22 protein-coding genes are annotated in these 19,446 nt (G+C 63.8%); 7 read left to right on the plus strand and 15 right to left on the minus strand.

Translation table 11 applies throughout. From position 1 onward, the window contains the following. Nucleotides 1–72: 72 nt before the first annotated feature. Together D4Q51_RS13250 and D4Q51_RS13255 are read left to right on the plus strand one after the other, a co-directional pair. Nucleotides 73–651 carry a hypothetical protein gene (locus D4Q51_RS13250; protein ID WP_120078280.1) on the plus strand — a complete coding sequence of 193 codons (579 nt, stop codon included), beginning with the start codon at nucleotides 73–75 and terminating at the stop codon, nucleotides 649–651. A gap of 108 nt (nucleotides 652–759) precedes the next feature. Further along, entirely contained in the window at nucleotides 760–2,178 is a 1,419-nt protein-coding gene (locus tag D4Q51_RS13255; RefSeq protein WP_120078284.1) for a DEAD/DEAH box helicase, read from the plus strand. 10 nt (nucleotides 2,179–2,188) lie between these two features. Here D4Q51_RS13255 and D4Q51_RS13260 read toward each other — a convergent pair whose 3' ends face one another. Continuing rightward, nucleotides 2,189–3,076 carry a DMT family transporter gene (locus tag D4Q51_RS13260; RefSeq protein ID WP_120078286.1) on the minus strand — a complete coding sequence of 296 codons (888 nt, stop codon included), beginning with the start codon at nucleotides 3,074–3,076 and terminating at the stop codon, nucleotides 2,189–2,191. Between the two features lie 137 nt (nucleotides 3,077–3,213). On the opposite strand from D4Q51_RS13260, the gene D4Q51_RS13265 reads away from it, so the two are divergent. Continuing rightward, nucleotides 3,214–3,471 carry a hypothetical protein gene (locus D4Q51_RS13265; RefSeq protein WP_120078291.1) on the plus strand — a complete coding sequence of 86 codons (258 nt, stop codon included), beginning with the start codon at nucleotides 3,214–3,216 and terminating at the stop codon, nucleotides 3,469–3,471. Between the two features lie 19 nt (nucleotides 3,472–3,490). Here D4Q51_RS13265 and D4Q51_RS13270 read toward each other — a convergent pair whose 3' ends face one another. Continuing rightward, nucleotides 3,491–4,264 carry a Crp/Fnr family transcriptional regulator gene (locus tag D4Q51_RS13270; RefSeq protein WP_120078296.1) on the minus strand — a complete coding sequence of 258 codons (774 nt, stop codon included), beginning with the start codon at nucleotides 4,262–4,264 and terminating at the stop codon, nucleotides 3,491–3,493. 102 nt (nucleotides 4,265–4,366) lie between these two features. Next, nucleotides 4,367–6,646 carry an ATP-dependent helicase gene (locus D4Q51_RS13275; RefSeq protein ID WP_240624809.1) on the minus strand — a complete coding sequence of 760 codons (2,280 nt, stop codon included), beginning with the start codon at nucleotides 6,644–6,646 and terminating at the stop codon, nucleotides 4,367–4,369. A gap of 169 nt (nucleotides 6,647–6,815) precedes the next feature. Here D4Q51_RS13275 and D4Q51_RS13280 point away from each other — a divergent pair, with 169 nt between their 5' ends. Further along, nucleotides 6,816–7,391, plus strand: coding sequence for a hypothetical protein (locus D4Q51_RS13280; protein ID WP_120078302.1), 576 nt, complete (start codon nucleotides 6,816–6,818; stop codon nucleotides 7,389–7,391). A gap of 102 nt (nucleotides 7,392–7,493) precedes the next feature. Further along, on the plus strand, nucleotides 7,494–7,817 hold the full coding sequence (locus tag D4Q51_RS13285; RefSeq protein ID WP_162925332.1) for a hypothetical protein: 324 nt from the start codon (nucleotides 7,494–7,496) through the stop codon (nucleotides 7,815–7,817). Here the strand turns inward: D4Q51_RS13285 and rsmD are convergent. Beyond that, nucleotides 7,814–8,368, minus strand: coding sequence for a 16S rRNA (guanine(966)-N(2))-methyltransferase RsmD (gene rsmD, locus D4Q51_RS13290; RefSeq protein WP_120078306.1), 555 nt, complete (start codon nucleotides 8,366–8,368; stop codon nucleotides 7,814–7,816). The genes D4Q51_RS13285 and rsmD overlap by 4 nt on opposite strands. Next, nucleotides 8,365–9,114 carry a pseudouridine synthase gene (locus D4Q51_RS13295; protein ID WP_120078308.1) on the minus strand — a complete coding sequence of 250 codons (750 nt, stop codon included), beginning with the start codon at nucleotides 9,112–9,114 and terminating at the stop codon, nucleotides 8,365–8,367. The genes rsmD and D4Q51_RS13295 overlap by 4 nt, the downstream gene beginning before the upstream one ends. A 99-nt stretch (nucleotides 9,115–9,213) precedes the next feature. Between D4Q51_RS13295 and D4Q51_RS13300 the strand changes: the two genes are divergently transcribed. Both D4Q51_RS13300 and D4Q51_RS15800 read left to right on the plus strand, forming a co-directional pair. After that, entirely contained in the window at nucleotides 9,214–10,959 is a 1,746-nt protein-coding gene (locus D4Q51_RS13300) for an AmpG family muropeptide MFS transporter (protein ID WP_120078310.1), read from the plus strand. A 2-nt stretch (nucleotides 10,960–10,961) separates the two neighbouring features. Further along, the gene (locus D4Q51_RS15800; protein WP_162925333.1) at nucleotides 10,962–11,285 is read left to right on the plus strand and encodes a hypothetical protein; all 324 of its coding nucleotides are present in this window, start codon (nucleotides 10,962–10,964) and stop codon (nucleotides 11,283–11,285) included. On the opposite strand, the gene D4Q51_RS13310 is transcribed toward D4Q51_RS15800, so the two are convergent. From D4Q51_RS13310 to purB, 10 genes are all read right to left on the minus strand, one after another. Continuing rightward, the gene (locus D4Q51_RS13310; RefSeq protein ID WP_120078315.1) at nucleotides 11,257–12,600 is read right to left on the minus strand and encodes a bifunctional folylpolyglutamate synthase/dihydrofolate synthase; all 1,344 of its coding nucleotides are present in this window, start codon (nucleotides 12,598–12,600) and stop codon (nucleotides 11,257–11,259) included. The genes D4Q51_RS15800 and D4Q51_RS13310 overlap by 29 nt on opposite strands. 23 nt (nucleotides 12,601–12,623) lie before the next feature. Further along, the gene (gene accD / locus D4Q51_RS13315; RefSeq protein WP_120078317.1) at nucleotides 12,624–13,475 is read right to left on the minus strand and encodes an acetyl-CoA carboxylase, carboxyltransferase subunit beta; all 852 of its coding nucleotides are present in this window, start codon (nucleotides 13,473–13,475) and stop codon (nucleotides 12,624–12,626) included. Between the two features lie 9 nt (nucleotides 13,476–13,484). After that, nucleotides 13,485–14,261, minus strand: coding sequence for a tryptophan synthase subunit alpha (gene trpA, locus D4Q51_RS13320; protein ID WP_120078762.1), 777 nt, complete (start codon nucleotides 14,259–14,261; stop codon nucleotides 13,485–13,487). Further along, nucleotides 14,258–14,443 carry a hypothetical protein gene (locus D4Q51_RS13325; protein WP_120078320.1) on the minus strand — a complete coding sequence of 62 codons (186 nt, stop codon included), beginning with the start codon at nucleotides 14,441–14,443 and terminating at the stop codon, nucleotides 14,258–14,260. Before D4Q51_RS13325 ends, trpA begins: the two co-directional genes overlap by 4 nt. 122 nt (nucleotides 14,444–14,565) lie before the next feature. Continuing rightward, entirely contained in the window at nucleotides 14,566–14,805 is a 240-nt protein-coding gene (locus D4Q51_RS13330) for a hypothetical protein (protein WP_120078323.1), read from the minus strand. Then, complete coding sequence (trpB, locus tag D4Q51_RS13335) at nucleotides 14,802–16,019, minus strand: tryptophan synthase subunit beta (RefSeq protein WP_120078326.1); 1,218 nt, start codon at nucleotides 16,017–16,019, stop codon at nucleotides 14,802–14,804. The genes D4Q51_RS13330 and trpB overlap by 4 nt, the downstream gene beginning before the upstream one ends. A gap of 50 nt (nucleotides 16,020–16,069) precedes the next feature. Further along, nucleotides 16,070–16,720: a phosphoribosylanthranilate isomerase gene (locus tag D4Q51_RS13340; protein WP_120078328.1), complete on the minus strand. Its 651-nt coding sequence runs from the start codon at nucleotides 16,718–16,720 to the stop codon at nucleotides 16,070–16,072. A gap of 70 nt (nucleotides 16,721–16,790) precedes the next feature. After that, a complete protein-coding gene (pyrF, locus tag D4Q51_RS13345; RefSeq protein WP_120078329.1) occupies nucleotides 16,791–17,465 on the minus strand; it encodes an orotidine-5'-phosphate decarboxylase in 675 nt (224 codons plus the stop codon). Then, a complete protein-coding gene (locus D4Q51_RS13350; protein ID WP_120078330.1) occupies nucleotides 17,462–17,935 on the minus strand; it encodes a LapA family protein in 474 nt (157 codons plus the stop codon). Before D4Q51_RS13350 ends, pyrF begins: the two co-directional genes overlap by 4 nt. A 77-nt stretch (nucleotides 17,936–18,012) precedes the next feature. Beyond that, the gene (purB, locus tag D4Q51_RS13355) at nucleotides 18,013–19,326 is read right to left on the minus strand and encodes an adenylosuccinate lyase (protein WP_120078331.1); all 1,314 of its coding nucleotides are present in this window, start codon (nucleotides 19,324–19,326) and stop codon (nucleotides 18,013–18,015) included. Nucleotides 19,327–19,446 lie beyond the last annotated feature (120 nt).

Genomic DNA, 19,446 nt, shown 5'->3' on the forward strand with positions numbered 1-19,446 from the left:
TCTTGCTATCTCCACTTCCTAACGCTGTGACACGCACGTGACCGGACGCCTGCCGACCAATTATTCGAATCCATGAAACGCCTTATCGCCATCCTCGCGCTTGTCGCACTGCTAGCCCCGATCTTCGCGGCGCAGGTGCCGGTGCGCGTGGCAGCGCAGGACAACGTACGGTTGACGGGTCCGCAATCGAGCCTGCCGCTGGGCTTCGGCCCATCGCAAACTTCACCCACCACGTTACTGGACGGGGCGCACCGGGCGCAGGAGCACAACCAGGTTCGCATTCGCCAGCGCGTGATCGTGCGGGTGTCGCCCGCACCGGCGCGTGCCCGCTCGCAGATGATGGCAGAACTTCCGCGCCGCCCGATGCGCCAGAGCTTTGCGGAAGTGGACCATGACGACTGCGTCGAGGTGGACGACATCCTGGGTGTGCAGCCCGCCGAGGGAAATCGCCTGCTGATGTTCACCCGCCAGCGGCAGATCCTGTCTGCCCGTTTGGGCGAAACATGCGTTGCGCGGGCTTTCTACGCAGGCTTCTATGTGGAGCGCAGCGACGATGGCCGCCTGTGCGTGGCTCGCGACCTGTTGCAATCGCGCGCCGGAGCGAGTTGCGAAGTGACCGAATTCAGCCGTCTGGTCGCCGTCAGCCAGTAGCAGCGATTTACCCGTAAATCTTGACTTTCTGCCCACCTGCTGCATAGGGCGCGGCGCAAGCATCGTGCCGTGTGATCGGCACTCCCTCTTATTTCCGGACCTTACGATTTGACCACTTTTGCCGATCTCGGCCTTTCGCCTGAATTGCTCAAAGCCGTCGAGGAGGCTGGCTATACCGAGCCGACTCCCATTCAGGCGGAAGCGATTCCTGCGGTGCTGATGATGAAGGACGTGCTGGGCATCGCCCAGACCGGCACCGGCAAGACGGCCAGTTTCGTGCTGCCGATGATCGATGTTCTGGCCAGTGGCCGCCGCCGCGCGTTGATGCCGCGCAGCCTCATTCTCGCTCCGACGCGCGAACTCGCCGCGCAGGTTGCCGAGAATTTCGAGAAGTACGGCAAGAACCACGATCTCACCATGGTGCTGCTGATCGGCGGCGTGCAGATGGGCGAGCAGGTGAAAGCCTTGAACGACGGCGTGGACGTGCTCATCGCCACGCCAGGTCGCCTTATGGACCTGTTCGAGCGTGGCAAGATCATGCTCAATGCCTGCGAACTGGTGGTGATCGACGAGGCTGACCGCATGCTCGACATGGGCTTCATCCCGGACATCGAGTTCATTTGCGAGAAGTTGCCGGAGAAGCGCCAGACCCTGCTGTTTAGCGCGACCATGCCCGCGCCGATTGCGAAGCTGGCGAAGAAGTTCCTCGACAATCCGAAGAGGATCGAGGTGACACGCGCTGCTTCCACCAACGAGAACATCACCGCCTTCAAGATCCCGGTAAAGACCCGCGAGAAGCGAGAGACCTTGCGCTGGCTGCTGCGCAACGACCTCGTCGAAAACGCGATCATCTTCTGCAACCGCAAGACGACGGTGCGTGAGCTCAACAAGAGCCTGCAACGCCATGGCTTTGCCAGCGGCGAGATCCACGGCGATATCGACCAGAACCAGCGCAACGCGGAATTGCAGCGGTTCAAGAACAACGAGATCAACATCCTGGTCGCCAGCGACGTCGCCGCGCGCGGTCTGGATATCAAGGGCGTGTCCCACGTGTTCAACTTCGACACGCCGTGGCATCCGGACGATTATGTCCACCGCATCGGCCGTACGGGCCGCGCCGGAGCCAAGGGCCGCGCATTCACTTTCGTAGCGCCCGAAGATGCCGAGGCTATCGAGAACGTCGAGAAGCTGACCGGCAGCGAAGTGCCGGTGTTCGGCAAGAAGGACGTACGGGTCGAACTGCCAAAGGCGCAGCCCAAGAAGGAAGGGCCTAAGCAGGACGACTCCGAGGACGAGCAGGACGAAAAGCCCAAGCGCACCCGCTCGCGCCGCAACGAGAGCCGAGACGACGATCGCCAGAACGATCGCGCCCCGCGCCGGGAAAAGCGCGAGGATCGCTCCGGCTCGCGTTCCGGTGGTCCGAAGTCCGGCAACCAGTCGCGCCGCCGTGACCAGGACGACGAGCCGGTGCCTGCGGGTGAATGGAACGGTCCGAAGCCCGATTTCCTCGGGGTCGGCTTCAACTGATCGACTGATCCTACAGCCGGGGGCGCACCAGCAGCCCCTTGAAGATGGTCTTGCTGGGTCGCACCGCGATCACCAGCACGCCGCTCACTGCCAGCGCCGCGCCTGCCAGCATCATCAGGCCGACAGGTTCGCGCGCCAGCGTCGCGCCCATTAGGATCGTGAACACGGGCGTCAGCAGCGTGATCGGCGCGACCACGCCCGCCTCGTTCTTCTGCAGGATGCGGAAGTAGACGGTGTGCGCGAAGACCGAGACGACCAGCCCTGAGAAAGCCAGCGCGCCTGCCAGTTCCACCGGGACCGCCAGCGACGCCTCGACCTGTCCGCTTTCCAGCAGCAGGCTTAGCGGCAGCAGCAGCGCGGTGGAGAAGAATCCCGCCCAGGCCATCATGCGCAAGGCTGAAAGCTCGATAGTCTTGAGATAGACGGAACCGAGCGCACCGACGAAGGCACCAGCAAAGACGAACAGCAGCCCAGTGGAATTCTCCCACCCATCAGGCGAGGCGATGGCCAAGATCACGCCGCCAAGCGCCATGGCAATGCCGATGCCGCGCCGCCAGCGGACTTGTTCCTTCAGAATGACCATGGCCATCAGCACCGTCATCGGCGCACCCGCCAGCTGAACGATCGCCGCGGACGATGCGGTGGCATCCTGTAGGCCCACGAAGAGCAGGGCAAATCCGCCGCCGCTGACTGCCGTCGTTACCAGCGCCACGCGCCACCAGTCGCGGCCGGGCCATTTCAGCCACGGAGCGAGCGCCACCATCACCACGACCGTGCGCAGCGCGGCGTACCACAGCGGCGGCACGCCAAGGTCCGTCACGACGAGGCGGCTCACCAGCACGTTCCCCGCCCAGATAAGGCAGAGCAGGACGAGCAGGGCGATATCGCGAAATGGCATTGCTCGCCGTTAGACCTGCTTTCCAGCAAGGGGAAGCGCGCGCGCCGAAATGTCGCGTGATAGACAAATGTTGTCGCCCTTGGGCTTCGCACTTTGCCATCATCCGTGGCGTCGGGGTCGCGCAAAGGGGGACGCAGGTGTTCAGGACAGAAGGGGTCAAGGGCAGCGGCGGAGCGCCGGTGAAGAACAGCTTTCGGCTGCGCGGAATGCGGCCCGACAGCACGATCATCGAGGAAATGATCTGCGAGGCAGCGGATATCGTCGAAGCCATCGGCATCGCAAGCCGTCATTTCGGTGTCGGCGAGGTCGAACTGCGCTGCTGGCGAAGCCGCGACTACGAAATTCGCCTTCACGCCGACAAGTCCTGGTCGCTGAAACCCCTCTACACGCTGTAACCGCGTTGCAGCCTCGCGATCAGCCCTCGCGCGGGGTCAGGTAGAGGTAATTCGGATCGAACTGGGCGAGTTCGCAAAGGCCCTCCCAATCGTGGATTTGCACTTTCTGGGACTGGAACGTCACCAGCCCCTGTTCGCGCAGTTCCTTCAGCATCCGGTTCACGTGCATCTGGGTGAAGCCCAGGCACTCGCCGATCTGCGTCTGGTTGAGCGGCAACCAGTAGGAATGATCCGTGGTCAGCCCCACGACCTTGCAGCGGTGATAGAGCTCGCACAGCAGGTGCGCGATCCGCGCCTTGCCGGAGCGGGAACCGATGTTGACGATCCACTGGCGGTGGATGGAAGCATCCACCATCGTGGTGAACCACATGATCCTTGCGAGGCGAGGGCTCTCGTCGATCAGGCGAGAGATTTCAGCGTGCGGGAATTTTACGATGCGGCACTCCGACAACGCGCAGATGCCATGATCGAGAACCTCGAGCGGGTAGGAATGCAGGTCCACGAAATCGCCGGGAATCTGGACTTCCATGATCTGGCGAACGCCGTCCGGGTTGTCCTTGCAGCGGCAGGCGAACCCTTCGAGGATAAGCGACGAGTAGCGAATCCTGTCGCCCTCGCGCACCATATATTCGCCGGGCGCGAACACGGCGGTTTCCCGCATCGCGTCCTGCAACAGGCCAGCTTCCTCCTCGGATAACTGGAAGCGTCGGCGCACCGCGGCGAGAAATTTCCAGATGTCTGGTATGGATTCCCGTCCAAAGGAATCGATGATGTCGCGATCGTCCTGCCGCAATTTCCCACCCCGCCGATGTTGATCCTCCCGCCTGATAACCCGAACCGGGCCAGACGCTATAACAAATATCTAGTTGGGAAGATTTTGCGGACGGGCGCGGCGTTACTGCGCCAGCGTCACGAAACTGTCGATCACGCGCTTGGTCCCGGCCTTCTCGAAATCGATCTCGAGCTTGTTACCCTCCTGCCCGATGACTTCGCCGTAGCCGAACTTCTCGTGGAACACGCGCGCACCGATCTCGACATCGGTGCGCGGCTTCGCGGCGAAGCTGGCGGCGCTGCGGCCCGGTTCCTTGAGGCGGGCAGGCTTGGTTTCGTAGCCCGTGGCGAGCGCCCTCTGCCAGCCGGGGCCCCGCGCGCTGGAACGGTCGGGCCGGCTGGTGGAAACGTGCGCGAAGGGATCCTCGCTCTCGCTCCAGTTGGCCTGCCATAGCGACTTGCCGCCCGTCATCGTGGTTTCCTGCTCGATATGCTCTTCGGGCAATTCCTCGATAAAGCGGCTGGGAATGGAGCTGTTCCACTGGCCGTAGATGCGCCGGTTGGCAGCGTGCAGGATGGTACAGCGGCGTTTCGCGCGGGTGATGGCGACGTAGGCGAGGCGGCGCTCTTCCTCCAGGCTGGCGAGGCCGCCTTCGTCGAGCGACCGCTGCGAGGGAAACACGCCTTCCTCCCAGCCGGGCAGGAACACGTGATCGAATTCCAGCCCCTTGGCCGCGTGCATGGTCATGATGGTGACCTTGTCCTCGTCGTCGTTGGCATCGTTGTCCATCACGAGGCTGACGTGCTCGAGGAAATCGCCGAGCGTTTCGTATTCCTCCATGGCGCGAGCAAGTTCGACGAGGTTGTCCGCACGGCCCGCGCTCTCGGCGGAACGATCGGCCTTCAGCATCGCGTCGTAGCCCGATTCCTCCAGCACGGCGCGTATCAGCTCGGAAGGGCTGACCGCCTCGCTCATCTCGCGCCAGCGCAGGAAATCGCCCATCAGCGCGGCGATGGTGTTGCGGGCGCGGGCGGGCAGTTCGTCGCTGTCGGCCAATTCCAGAGCGGCGGCCGCCAATGGCTGGCCGGTGCGACGGGCGTGCTGATACATCTTCTCCAGCGTCTTCGCGCCGAGGCCACGCTTGGGCTGGTTGTAGATACGCTCGAACGCAAGGTCGTCCGCCGGCTGGGCGATCACGCGCAAATAGGCCAGCGCATCGCGGATTTCGGCGCGCTCGTAGAACCGGAAGCCGCCGATGATACGGTAGGAGAGACCGATCTGGATGAAGCGGTCCTCGAACTCGCGGGTCTGGTACTGCGCGCGCACGAGGATCGCGGCCTGTTCCAGAGACAGGCCCTCGCGCTCCAGCCGCTCCAGTTCCTCGCCCACACGGCGGGCTTCCTCGGGCGCATCCCACACGCCGATCACGCGGACCTTCTGTCCTTCGGGTAACTGGGTCCACAGGGTCTTGCCCAATCGCTGGCTGTTCGCTTCGATCAGCCCGCTGGCAGCCGCGAGGATCTGCGGGGTGGAGCGATAGTTCTGCTCCAGCTTAACGACCTTCGCGCCCGGGAAATCCTTCTCGAAGCGCAGGATGTTCGCCACTTCCGCGCCGCGCCAGGAATAGATGGACTGGTCGTCGTCCCCCACCACGCAGATGTTCTTGCGCTCCTGCGCCATCAGTCGGAGCCACAGATACTGCACGGCGTTGGTATCCTGGTATTCGTCCACCAGAATGTACTTGTAGCGCTGCTGGTAGCTCTTCAGCACGTCCGTGTGGCGGCGGAAGATGTTGAGCATGTGCAGCAGCAGGTCGCCGAAATCGCAGGCGTTGAGGCTCTTCAGCCGCTCCTGGTAGATGCGGTACATCTCCGCACCCTTGCCGTTGGCGTAACTCTCGTTGTCGACCGCCGTCAGATCCTCCGGGTTGAGGCCGCGGTTCTTCCAGCTGTCGATCAGCCCGGCAAGCTGGCGCGGCGGCCAGCGCTTCTCGTCCAGCTCTGCCTCGCGGATCAGCGTCTTGAGCAGGCGCAACTGGTCATCGGTGTCGATGATGGTGAAGTTGCTTTCCAGCCCGACCAGTTCGGCATGGCGGCGCAACATCTTGGCGCAGATCGAGTGGAACGTGCCGAGCCACGGCATCCCCTCCAGCGCGCCGTTGGTCAGCGTGCCGACACGCTCCCGCATTTCGCGCGCGGCCTTGTTGGTGAAGGTGACGCAAAGGATTTCGCTGGGCCAGGCCAGCCGCTCCCGCACGATATGGGCGAGCCTGTGGGTAAGGGCAGCTGTCTTGCCCGTGCCGGCCCCTGCCAGCATCAGCACCGGCCCTTCCGTGGTCAGCACGGCATCGCGCTGCGGCGGGTTGAGGTGCGCGAGCCATTCGGGCGCGCTTTCTGCGGGCAGTGAATCGGATGTGGAGGGGGACTGGGTCACTGGTGAACAACTAGGGAACAGGGGCGCGCCGTGCAAGGCCAGCGACGAACTGGGGAACCGCGTTTTCTCGGAACAGGCGCACGTCTCACCCCGTTTTATCGGCAATCGCAACGACGCGAACCGACACAGGAGACCAGTGATGAACAAGACACTTTTGGCCGCCGCAACCGCGCTTTCGATGATTTCCGTGCCTGCCATGGCCGATCACCATGAAAGCGGCGAAATGACTGCCGATCAGCAGATGATGTATGATGAACTCAGCCCCGCCGACCAGGCCGAGTTCGATACCTATTCGGCAGACCAGCAGACCATGTACTTCGGCTGGAACGACGCCCTTCGCGGCTACTATTGGTCGCTGAACGACCAGCAGCAGGACGCCTGGTGGTATCTGAATGACGAACAGCGCGCCACGATCTTCCAGATCCAGGCCCCCGAACAGCGGAGTGCTGCATGGAACTCGGTCCTTTCGCAGGTGGCCGAACTGGAAGATGGTAATGCCGCGACACGGCAGGCAGCTACTCCCACCAGCACCTCCGACATGCGCTTCGTGAGCAATGCCGTGGTGCAGAACGCACCGGCCCCGCATCAGGGTGAGTATCCCGTGTGCGAAAGCGATGCGGACGATAACTGCATCAACGCATGGGCCGCCGGACAGCGTGGCCCCGGTGTTGACCGTCCGCTTGACTACTGGCCGGGTGAACCCGCCAGCTCGTAACAGTTGACCGTTCGTGAAAGACCTTGAGGGGCCGTCCGGGAAACCGGGCGGCCCTTCGTCGATTATGGTAGGCAATGTCCGTGTGCTGTGAGGAGAAGCGCCGTGAAATTTACAATTGCCCTGCCTGTGATCGCCTTGTGCATCGGGACCCCGGCCTTGGCTGACAACCACGATGCTGAGGAGAAGCCGCAGGCCGAAGTGATCGAGCGTGACGAAGACGGACGAGCCACGCGTATCCGCGTCGACGGCTACGAAGTCGAGGTGTGCCGCGAAGGGCAGCAGGACGACTGCATCAATCCGCGAGAGGCCGGCCTCGATTTCGGCGGCGTGCCGATCGATTATTGGCCCGGCAGGCCCGCGAGCGAGATCGAGGGCGATCTGCCGATCGAAGCGCCCGCGCAGGAATCGGAAGACGCCGAGGGCTAGGCCGCGACTTCGGGCCAGCGCAGCAGGACCAGCTTCGCCGGGCCGACCTTGCGCTCGCTCTCGATATCGAGCGCCTTGATCTTCACATCGTCTTTCGCGCCCACTTCCAGCGCGACCCACGTCGCAGGCCCGATCCAGCCGAGCCGCGCAAGCCGGTCGATCGCCACAGCGCCGGCATTGGTGCCGTAGGGCGGATCGAGCAGCACAAGGTCGCGCGCGATCTTGGCCGGACCGAGCGACATGACAGAGCCCGCCACCACCTCGCACTGCTGCTGTGCGCGCAAGGCGGCGATGTTCTGCCGGATGCAGCGGATCGCGGCGGCGTCCTGCTCCACGAACAGGCAATTGTCCGCCCCGCGCGAAAGTGCCTCCAGCCCCAGCGCGCCGGAGCCTGCGAACAGGTCTGCCACCGAAAGTCCCTCGAACGAGCCGAGGCGGCTTACCAGCATGGAGAACAGTGTTTCGCGCGTGCGGTCTGCCGTGGGGCGCGTGGCTTCGCCTGCTGGAGCGCGCAGTTGGCGGCGTTTCCAGTCGCCTGCGATGATCCTCATTTCAGGCTGCTCCGGAAGCGTTCGATATCTTCCTTGCGAATTTCCTGCGCCGCGCCGCGCGGCAGGTCTGCCAGGCCGAAGGGGCCGTAGGCGGTGCGGATCAGGCGGCTGACTTCGAGGCCGAGATGTTCCAGCACGCGGCGAACTTCGCGGTTCTTGCCCTCGGTCAGCGTCACTTCGATCCACTGGTTGCGGCCCGTGCGCCGTTCCAGGTTGGCGTCGATGGGCGCATAGCGCATCCCCTCGATCTCGATGCCGTCCATCAGATCTTCCAGCTGTTCCTGCGTCACATCCCCGAATGTGCGGGCGCGATAGGTGCGCGGGATTTCCGTGGCGGGCAGTTCCAGCAGCCGCTTGAACTCGCCATCGTTGGTGAGCAGCAGCAGTCCTTCGGTATTCATGTCCAGCCGCCCGATCGGCATCAGGCGCGGGGTGTCCTTGGGCAGAGCGTTGCGCAGCGCGGTGTAGATCGTGGGACGGCCCGAGAAATCGCGCTCCGCCGTCAGCAGGCCGGTGGGCTTGTGAAAGGCGAACAGGCGCGTGCGCTCCGGCTTGGCCACAGGCTTGCCGTCCACCGTCACCCCCCGCAAGCTGGTGAGGAAGGTGGCGGGCGTGGTGACGAATTCATCGCCGATCTTGATGCGGCGATCGTCGATCATGCGCTCGATCTCGCGGCGGCTGGCAACGCCTGCGCGGGCAAGCAGTTTGGCGATGCGGTCACCCTCTGGGCGTTCTTCCTGGGACATTCGCCGGGCCTTAGTCGTTGATGGGCCGTTCATCCAGCCTTCCATTGCAGTGGATTACAGCTAGACCGACACGACGGGCACCAGAGCGGAGAGCAATTTATGGCCGAAGCGGCCGCCGATACAAAGAAATCCAAGCCCGGCTGGCGCACGCTGGCCCGTTCGCTGAAGAACCCCAAGAGCGGCTACATGGCGCTGTTCGGCTTTGCCAGCGGCCTGCCGTTCGCTCTGTTCCTGGGCACGCTCTACGCCTGGCTGTCCGAGGCTGAGGTGGAACTGGAGACGATGGGCGTCTTCTCCCTGATCGGGCTTGCCTATGCCTTCCAGTTCCTGTGGTCCCCGCTGATCGACAAGGTTTCGATCCCCGGTTTCCGCAAGCTGGGGCGGCGCAAGCAGTGGATCGTGCCTTCGCAGATCCTGCTCGGCGTTATCCTGATCGCGCTCTCGCTGTCGAACCCGACAAACGAAGCGATCGGCTGGTTCAGCCTGCTTGCCGGTATCGGCGCGCTGGCCAGCGCCACGCAGGATATCGCCATCAACGCCTGGCGGATCGACGTGGCGGACGAGGAGGCGACGCTCGATATCCTCTCCACGGTCTACCAGATGGGATACCGCCTCGCCGCGCTGGTCGGCGGCGCGCTGGGCCTGATTATCGCCGCGCGCATCGGCTGGCCGCAGACCTACCTGCTGATGGGCGGCATCCTGCTCGCGATCGGCATCGCGGGGCTTTTCGCGCCGGACAGCAAGGCGGGCGAAAACGTGGACGGCACGGTAACCGACGACCTGCTGCTGAGCTTGCGCAGGAAAGGCGAATTGAAACCATCAGTGCGGGCCAAGGCGCTGGGCGCTGTCGGCCTGCTCTGGGCGCTGGCAATCGGCGTGGTGCTCACCTTCATGTTCATGTCGCTGGCCTACCCGCCGGAGGACCGGCCCAATCCCACCGATTTCACGCTCAACTACGGCCCGTGGATCATCGTGGCGACCGTGGTGATCCCCGCGCTGATCGCGGGCTGGCTCGCCTCTCAAAAGGCCAAGGGCGAGAACGTGATGACCGAGGACCTCTCCGAACGCGCGGGCAATTCCTACGCAGTCGATCACCTCTACCGCGCACTGGTGATGCCCTTGGTGGAATTCGTTGGCCGCATGGGCTGGTCGCTGGTGCTGATCCTCTCGCTAGTGCTGACATATCGCATCTGCGACGCCATCTGGGGTACCTTCGCCTATCCGTTCTACCTCGGTGAATTGAACTACACGAACGACGAGGTGGCCTTCGCTTCCAAGTTCTTCGGCGTTGGCGCGATTATCGCCGGGCTGGCGTTCGGCGGCTATCTGCTCACCGTGATCGGGCGCATGGCAACGCTGACGCTGGGCGCGCTGATCGCGGCGCTGACGAACCTTCTCTATGCCGACATGGCAATCGGCGGCGCGAACATGCAGGCGGCCAGTGATTTCATCGGTTTTTCTTCGCTGATCAATTTCATGGCTCCGTTCGGCTCCGAGGGTCTGCCGCGCCTGACATTCACGATCATGTGGGAGAATCTTGCCATCGGCATCGCGGGCGCTGCTTACGTCGCCTGGCTTAGTTCCATCGTCTCAAAGAAATACTCCGCCGTGCAGTATGCTCTGCTTTCATCGCTCACGTTGCTTGTCGGCACTCTTGGACGCGGCGCGCTGGGCGAAATGATCGAAGACCGCGGCTATTACGACGTCTTCATCCTAACCACACTGATCGGTTTCGTGGCGGTGGTGCTGTGCGTGTTCGAATGGATACGTGTGAGCCGCGCCGGGGCTAAGTCCGGCGTGGTCACGCCCGATCGCCACGAAGCCGCACCCGAACCGGCGGAATAGCCATGGCGAGAAAGCCCGACCCCTACTGCCCCGACTGTGGGAGGGACGCGCCGTTAACGCTGCTGTTCTGGGGAATGGGCAAACCATTCACATGCAAGGGATGCGGGGCGCGGCTGATGGTGCCGAAGGGAACCGGGGTCGGCATAGCCATTCTCGGTTTTCTCGCATTCTGGCAGTTCAAGGACGCTTATGATGGCGCCTGGTGGGACCTGACGCTTTTTGGTGGCCTGATGCTGATTGTCGGCATCGCAAGCTGGTACACGATGAAAGTGCGCAAGCTGCAGCCGAAGAAGGCTGTCAGTCCGGAAGCTCCCGGTTCAGGCTGAGCACCTTGCCTGCAAGGTACAGCGAGCCGAAGATCAACACCGTGCCTTCGCTCGTCTCGCTCATGGCGCGTACGGCGGCGGGCACGTCGTTTGCGGTCGTGACATTCGCGATACCGGCCTCCCGCGCCAGTTCGGCGAGGGCTTCTGGCGCGACGCAATCGTTGCCGGGGATCGGCACCGCCGTGATCGAATCGATATGCGGCGCAACGATCGCCAGGAACCGGCGTGCATCCTTTGCCGCCATCATGCCGATAATCGCATCGACCGGCTTTTGCGCCTTCGCTTCGAGATAGCGGGCGAGGGCATTGGCCGCATCGGGGTTGTGCCCGCCATCCAGCAGGAACCCGCGCTGAGGCAGCAGTTCGGTGAGCGGGCCATCGCCCAGCTCCTGGAGGCGCGCAGGCCAGCGGCAGTTGCGAATACCTTCGGCCATGGCGGCTGCCGACACCGGCACCGTGTCCTGATGGCGAAGCATGGCGACTGCCAGCGCGGCATTGTCCGACTGGTGCGCGCCGGGCATTGTGGGCAAGGGCAGGTCCAGTTGCCCGTGCCTGTCGCGGTAGGCGATGGCATCGGATCCTGCTTCGGCCCACCAGTCATGACCGCGCATGCGCAGCGGTGCCCCGGCAAGGCCCGCGCGGCGCTCCACCTCGGCCGCGACATCGGGCGAATAGCCCTGCATCACCAACGGCGAACCGGCGCGCGCGATGCCCGATTTCTCGAAGGCGATGCGGACCATCGGGTTGGCCTTGGGATCGGGCGCGTCGGGGTCTTCGGTCAGCAGGAACTGGTCGTGATCGATGCCGAGCGAGGCGATGCCGCAGGCAGCGGGCCGCTCCATCACGTTGGTGGCATCGAAGCGCCCGCCAAGGCCGACTTCAATAACGCAGGCATCGGCAGGCTCGCGCGAGAACGCGAGGAACGTCGCCGCCGTGGTGACTTCGAAGAAGCTGGGCGAAAGGTCTTCCGCCGTATCCAGCACTTCTTCCAGCAGACTCGCCAGCATGGCGTCGGAAATCAGCTCTCCGCCCACGCGGATACGCTCGTTGTAGCGCACCAGATGCGGCTTGGTGGCAACGTGGACGGTCTTTCCGTCGGCCTCCAGCATGGCGCGCAGGAAGGCGCAGGTGGAGCCCTTGCCGTTGGTGCCCGCCACATGGAACACCGGCGGCAGATGCTTTTCCGGATTGCCCAGTCGCGCCAGCAGTTCACGGATCACGTCCAGCCCGATGCGGCCCTGCGGCAGTGACAGCGCGCCCAGCCGATCGAGCTGGCGCTGCACGTCCTCGTTATCGGAAATGGCGAAGTCTTTCATCGCAAGAGTCGCGTGGGAAAGGCTCAGGCAGCTTTCGCCGGAGTGAGATACTCCAGCAACTGCGACAGCCTTTCGCGCAGGTCCTTGCGGTGCACAACCATGTCTACCATGCCGTGCTTGTGCAGGTATTCCGCGCGCTGGAAGCCTTCGGGCAACTGCTCGCGAATGGTTTCCTGAATCACGCGCTGGCCTGCAAAGCCGATCAGCGCACCGGGCTCTGCGATATGGACGTCGCCCAGCATGGCGTAGCTTGCAGTGACGCCGCCGGTGGTCGGGTCTGTCAGCACGACGATGTAGGGCAGGCCTGCCTCGCGCAGGCGGCGCGTCATTACCGTGGCGCGCGGCATCTGCATCAGGGAGAGGATACCTTCCTGCATCCGCGCCCCGCCAGCGGCGGTAATGCAGATGAAGCCGCAGTTTTCATCCAGCGCGCGTTGTGCCGCGTTGCAGAACGAATCGCCCACGGCCATGCCCATGGAGCCGCCCATGAACATGAAATCCTGCACACCCACGACAGCCTTCTGCCCTTCGATCGTGCCGAATGCAGCGGTGAAGGCATCGTCGTGCGGATTGCTGGCGCGGGCGGCCTTCAGCCGGTCGGTATAGCGCTTGGTATCCTTGAAGCGCAGCGGGTCCTCGGTCACCTGCGGCGAGGGGAGCAGTTCAAAGCTGCCCTCGTCCATCACCTGAGACAGGCGCTTGTCGGCACCGATGCGACCATGGTGATCGCAATGCGGGCAGACGCTCATGTTCTGCTCGTACTCGGTACGGAACACCATCTCGGTGCACCGCGGACACTTGATCCACAGATTGTCGGGCGATTCGCGCTTGTTGCCAAAGGGCAGGCGCTCTCGGACACGGGTTAGCCAGCTCATGGATGGGGCCTATCGGGCAGAATGGACCGCATTGGCAAGTTTTTCGACCAATGCGCGAAGGTGCTGCGGGGCGTTTTCCCCATGCTCGGCGACGATCTCCACCAGCGCGGAGCCGACAACGACGCCGTCCGCAACCCTGGCAATCGCCTCGGCCTGTTCGGGCGTGCGCACGCCGAAGCCGACCGCGACTGGTAGGTCGGTATGCTGCTTGATGCGGCTGACATTGGCCTCGATCGTGTCGACAGCGGCCTGCTGCTTGCCGGTAATTCCGGCGACGGAGACGTAGTAGAGAAAGCCTGCCGACTTATCGAGCACCATGGGCAGGCGCGCGTCGTCGGTGGTCGGCGTGGCGAGGCGGATGGGCGCAATGCCCTTGTCACGCAGGGCAGGGCCGAGGTCCTCGTCCTCCTCGGGCGCGAGATCGACGCAGATCACGCCATCGACGCCCGCTTTGTCGGCCGCATCGGCAAACCACTCCGGCCCGCGCCGGATCATCGGGTTGGCATAACCCATCAGCACCAGCGGAACGTCCGGGTGGCGGGCGCGAAAGTCCTTGGCATGGCGCAGCACGTCGGCGGTTTTTGTACCCCCGGTCAGCGAGCGAATGTTCGCGGCCTGGATCGCCGGGCCATCGGCCATCGGATCGGTGAAGGGCATCCCAAGCTCGATCACGTCGGCGCCGCCTTCGACCAGCGCATCGAGATTGGCGGCGGTGTCCCCATCGCCTGCGGTGATGAAGCAGACGAGCGCGGGGCCACGGGAGAAGGTATCGGTAAAACGGGTCATGATGCCGGGCGCCATAGCCCCGCTGCCGCGGCAATCACAATGGCAATTCCACCGGCGAACGGCGCAATCTGCGGCGCGCTTATCTCCTGCCCGGTGACGGCAAAGCCGAGGGCCGAGAGGATGAAGCCTATTGGCAGGCCGATGAGTAAGAATACTCCGGCTCGCGCGAGGGAGAATTTCATGTGGAAGTACCTCTAAAGTCGTCACCCCGGCCCCCGAGCCGGGGTCCTGCTTCTTCGAATGTTGCGCTGAAGTAAGCTGGACCCCGGCTCGGGGGCCGGGGTGACGGAGATGGAGAGGGTATTCACTGAAAGTTGCGCTTTTTCATGCGCTTCCTGTGGTCGCGGCGCTTGTTAAACCGTTCGTCCAGCGGAATGGAGATAAGAGTCAGCACCGTCATCGATGCTGCCATCATAAGCCAAAACTGGAGGCCTTTTGCGCTGCTGGTCCACCAACCAATCCATTCCATCAACGAAAAAAGACAGAACATCCAGGCAGTCCACAAGACGGCATAAATCAAGGCTCTCTTGAACAGTTTGCTCACATCTCCACCCCAAGCGCCTCCGCCACGGTGAAGATGTCCTTGTCGCCGCGCCCACACAGGTTCGCGCAGATGATCGCGTCCTTCGGAATGGTCGGCGCGACCTTGGTGATGGCGGCGATGGCGTGCGAAGGTTCCAGCGCGGGGATGATGCCCTCTGTACGGCAGAGCAGCTGGAAGGCTTCCAGCGCCTCCGTATCGGTGGCATGGGTGTATTCCACGCGGCCCGTTTCCTTCAGCCAGGCGTGTTCGGGACCGATGCCGGGGTAGTCGAGGCCTGCCGAAATCGAGTGGCCTTCGGTGATCTGGCCGTCCTCGTCCTGCAGCAGGTAGGTCTTGTTGCCGTGGAGCACGCCGGGGAAGCCGCCTGCGAGGCTGGCGGCATGTTCGTCTCCGTCGAGGCCGTGGCCTGCCGCTTCCACGCCCAGCATCTTCACCGATGGATCGTCGAGGAAAGGATGGAACAGGCCGATGGCGTTGGAGCCGCCGCCGATGGCCGCCACCAGCAGGTCCGGCAGCTTGCCGGTTCGGGCGAGCAACTGGGCACGCGCCTCCTTGCCGATCACGCTCTGGAAATCGCGGACAAGCTCGGGATAGGGATGCGGCCCGGCGGCGGTGCCGATGATGTAGAAGGTGTCGTGCACGTTCGCGACCCAGTCGCGCAGCGCCTCGTTCATCGCATCCTTCAGCGTGCCACGCCCGGCGGTGACGGGGCGCACTTCCGCTCCGAGGAGCTTCATGCGGAAGACATTGGGCGACTGCCGCCGCACATCCTCTGCGCCCATATAGACTACGCAGGGCAGGCCGAAGCGCGCGCAGACAGTGGCCGTCGCCACACCGTGCTGGCCCGCGCCTGTTTCCGCGATGATGCGCGTCTTGCCCATGCGAAGGGCGAGCAAAATCTGGCCGATGCAGTTGTTGATCTTGTGCGCGCCGGTGTGGTTCAGCTCGTCGCGCTTGAACCAGATCTGCGCGCCACCGAGTTCTTCCGTTAGGCGCGGGGCGAAATACATCGGGCTGGGGCGGCCGACGTAGTGCTCCAGCAGGTCGTCGAATTGTTCCTTGAACGCTGGGTCCACCTTGGCGGCGTTGTATTCACGCTCGAGGTCGAGGATCAGCGGCATCAGCGTTTCGGCGACGTAGCGGCCGCCGAACTGGCCGAAATGCCCGCGATCGTCGGGCTGGTTGCGGAAGGAATTGGGTTTGTTCTCGGTCATGGCCTGCCGATTGGCAGAGCCGTGCGGCCAAGTCCAGCGAGTCGAAAGCCCTAGGCCGCTTTCGCGCGCGCCTCTTTCGCGGCCTTGCAGAAAGCGGCGATCTTGGCGGGGTCCTTCTTGCCGGGCTCGCTTTCGAGGCCGGAGGAGGCATCCACCAGCGGCGCACCGGTGTAGCGGATGGCATCGGCGACGTTGTGCGGGCCAAGCCCGCCAGCAAGACCCCAGGGCAGGACGTGCCGATGGTTCAGCAGCAGTCGCCAGTCCAGCGCAAGACCGTTGCCGCCGGGCAGGGCCCCGCCCGCCGCATCGTAGAGCAGGCGATGCGCGCAGTCCTTGAACTTCGCCGCCCGCTCCAGCGAAGCGCGGTCCTTAACGCCGACCGCCTTCCAAATCTCGAGGTTCGATTTGTCGCGCAGCAGCGATAGCCATTCGGGCTTTTCGGAGCCGTGCAGTTGCAGCACGTCGGGCTGGATTTCCTGTAGCGCTTCCGCCGTCGGCTTCGGCTCCATGTTCACAGTCAGCAGCACGACCTTCACATGGTCCGGCACGCGGGCGCGCAGCTTTGCGGCATCTGCGATCGAGACGTGGCGCGGCGATTTCTCGAAATGAACGAGGCCGACGTGAGTCGCGCCGGCATTCACCGCGGCGTCGATGCTTTCGCCTGTGCTGAGGCCGCAAATCTTGATGAGCTGGTCTGGCATACAGGTGACTTAGTGACAGCGAGACGGTTGGTGAAGGGTTAAGCCGTCACCGCCGTTCGCAGAAATATTCCTAAAGGGTCGCCTCGATCTCGCGGGCAGCCTGCAACGGATCGTCGGCGCGGCTGATCGGGCGACCGATCACCAGCACCGATGCACCATCGTCGCGCGCCTGTCGCGGTGTGACGACGCGCTTCTGGTCGCCTGTCGCCTTGCCGCCGGGGCGCAGGCCGGGAACGACGAAAAAGCCGTCCTTCCACTGCTTGTGGACCGATTTCACTTCCTGACCGGAGCATACGATCCCGTCCAGTCCGCTGTCCTGCGCCAGTTCGGCCAGCCGCATCACGTGATCGTGCGGCGTGCCCTGAACGCCGGTGCGTTCCAGATCGCGCTCGTCGAGGCTGGTGAGCATGGTGACGGCGACGACCCTGGTGTTCTCGCCCGCCGCCGCCTTGGCATCCTCCATCATCGCGCGTCCGCCACTGGCGTGGACGGTCATGATGGCAGGCTCCACCACGTGCAGAGACTGCATGGCACCCGCCACGGTGTTGGGAATGTCGTGCAGCTTCAGGTCGAGGAAGATGGGCAGGCCGAGGTGGGCGATCTCGTGCACGCCGTGCGTGCCGTGGGCGCAGAAGAATTCCAGCCCCAGTTTTACTCCGCCGACGTGACCCTTCACCTTCTCGACCAGCGCCTTTGCCGCGTCCAGTTGCGGCACGTCCAGCGCGAGGTAAACGGGATTGCTCATGCCTTGGTTTCGCTCTCGCTGCCGGGCTTGTCGCTCTTGGGATCGTCGCTGCCGAAAAGCGGGCCGGGCTTGTCCGCCTCGGTAGACTCCGTGGTCGTCGCTTCGGGGCCGATATGTTCGCGCGTGGTGGGTTTCAAAGGCGTATCGGGATCGGCGCGCACATCGGGTTCGGTGCTCACCGGCTCTTCCTCGTGGTCCTGCCTCACCGCAACGGGCGTTGCGGCAGCGGTTCTAGCAGCGTTCTCGAGGCTGGCGATCTTGCGATTGAGGCGCCACTTGCTCGCCCGGTGATAGAGCCACATCGGCACGAAGCCGATGGCGAAGGACACGATCACGATTGCGGGAATCTTGGTGTCCACCACGATGCCATCCCAGATCCGCACGGTGACGGTGGGGTCCCAGTTGGCGATGGAAAACAGCAACAGGCCTACCAGCAGCAGTACCCAGATGACGGTGCGAACGATCTGCATCGGCTTCTCTCTTCTGTCCGTTTCGCTTTGGCCGCGATGCTAGGGCAGCAATCGGGCCAAGGGAAGGGCGCTGCGGCTTACTCCCCGAAAACGCGGGCGAAGATCGTGTCGACGTGCTTGAAGTGATAGTCGAGGTTGAACTTCTCCTCGAGCTGTTCCTCGGAGAGCGCCGCAGTCACTTCCTCGTCGGCTTTCAGCAGGTCCAGCAGAGACATCTGGCCGTCCGATTCCCAGACCTTCATCGCGTTGCGCTGCACCAGGCGATAGGCGTTGTCGCGGGTGATGCCGGCCTGCGTCAGCGCCAGCAGCACGCGCTGCGAGTGGACGAGGCCGCCCATCTTGTCGAGGTTCTTCTGCATTCGCTCCGGATAGACCAGCAGCTTGTCGACCACGCCCGTCAGGCGGGCGAGCGCGAAGTCCAGCGTGATGGTGGCATCGGGCCCGATGAACCGCTCGACCGACGAGTGCGAGATATCGCGTTCGTGCCACAGGGCCACGTTTTCCAGCGCCGGGATGGCATAGCCGCGGATCATGCGGGCCTGCCCGGTCAGGTTCTCCGTCAGGATCGGGTTGCGCTTGTGCGGCATGGCGCTGGAGCCCTTTTGGCCGGGGGAGAAATACTCCTCTGCTTCCAGTACCTCTGTACGCTGCAGGTGGCGCACTTCGACAGCCAACCGTTCCATCGAGGAAGCGATGACGGCCAGCACGCTGAAATACATGGCATGGCGGTCACGCGGGATGACCTGCGTGGAAACCGGCTCCACCGTCAGGCCGAGCTTTTCGGCGACGTATTCCTCAACGCTGGGATCGATGTTGGCAAAGGTGCCCACCGCGCCGCTGATTGCGCAGGTGGCGATTTCGGCGCGGGCAGCCTGCAGGCGCGAGCGGCAACGGTCGAACTCGGCATAGGCCTGTGCCAGCTTAAGGCCGAAGGTTGTCGGCTCTGCATGGATGCCGTGGCTGCGCCCGATGGTGGCGGTGTACTTGTGCTCTTCCGCCCGCCGCTTCAGCGCATCCAGCAGCGCGTCGAGGTCTTCCAGCAGGATATCCGTGGCGCGCGCCAGTTGCACCGCCAGCGTCGTGTCCAGCACGTCGGAACTGGTCATGCCCTGGTGCATGAAGCGCGCTTCGGGGCCGACTTCGTCTGCTACCCAGTCGAGGAACGCGATCACGTCGTGCTTCAGCACGCGCTCCTTCTCGTCGATGGCGGCAACGTCGATCTTCGGGTTCGTCGCCCACCAATCCCATAGAGCTTTCGCGCCGCTTTCGGGCACCACGCCCAGTTCGGCAAGTTTCTGCGTCGCGTGCGCTTCGATCAGGAACCAGATCTCATACTTGGTCTCGGGCTCCCAGATGGCGGTCATGGCGGGGCGGGCGTAACGGGGGACCATCGTGAACTCCGGTTGTTCTATGCTGGGAATATCGCTGGGCGGCTAGGGCCTGCGCCTGCGATTGGCAAGACACCCGTTTACCGCCGTTGCAATCGAAACCGGTTCGTGATGAGAATACAG

This window comes from Aurantiacibacter odishensis (genome assembly GCF_003605195.1).
Classification (GTDB): Bacteria; Pseudomonadota; Alphaproteobacteria; order Sphingomonadales; family Sphingomonadaceae; genus Alteraurantiacibacter; species Alteraurantiacibacter odishensis.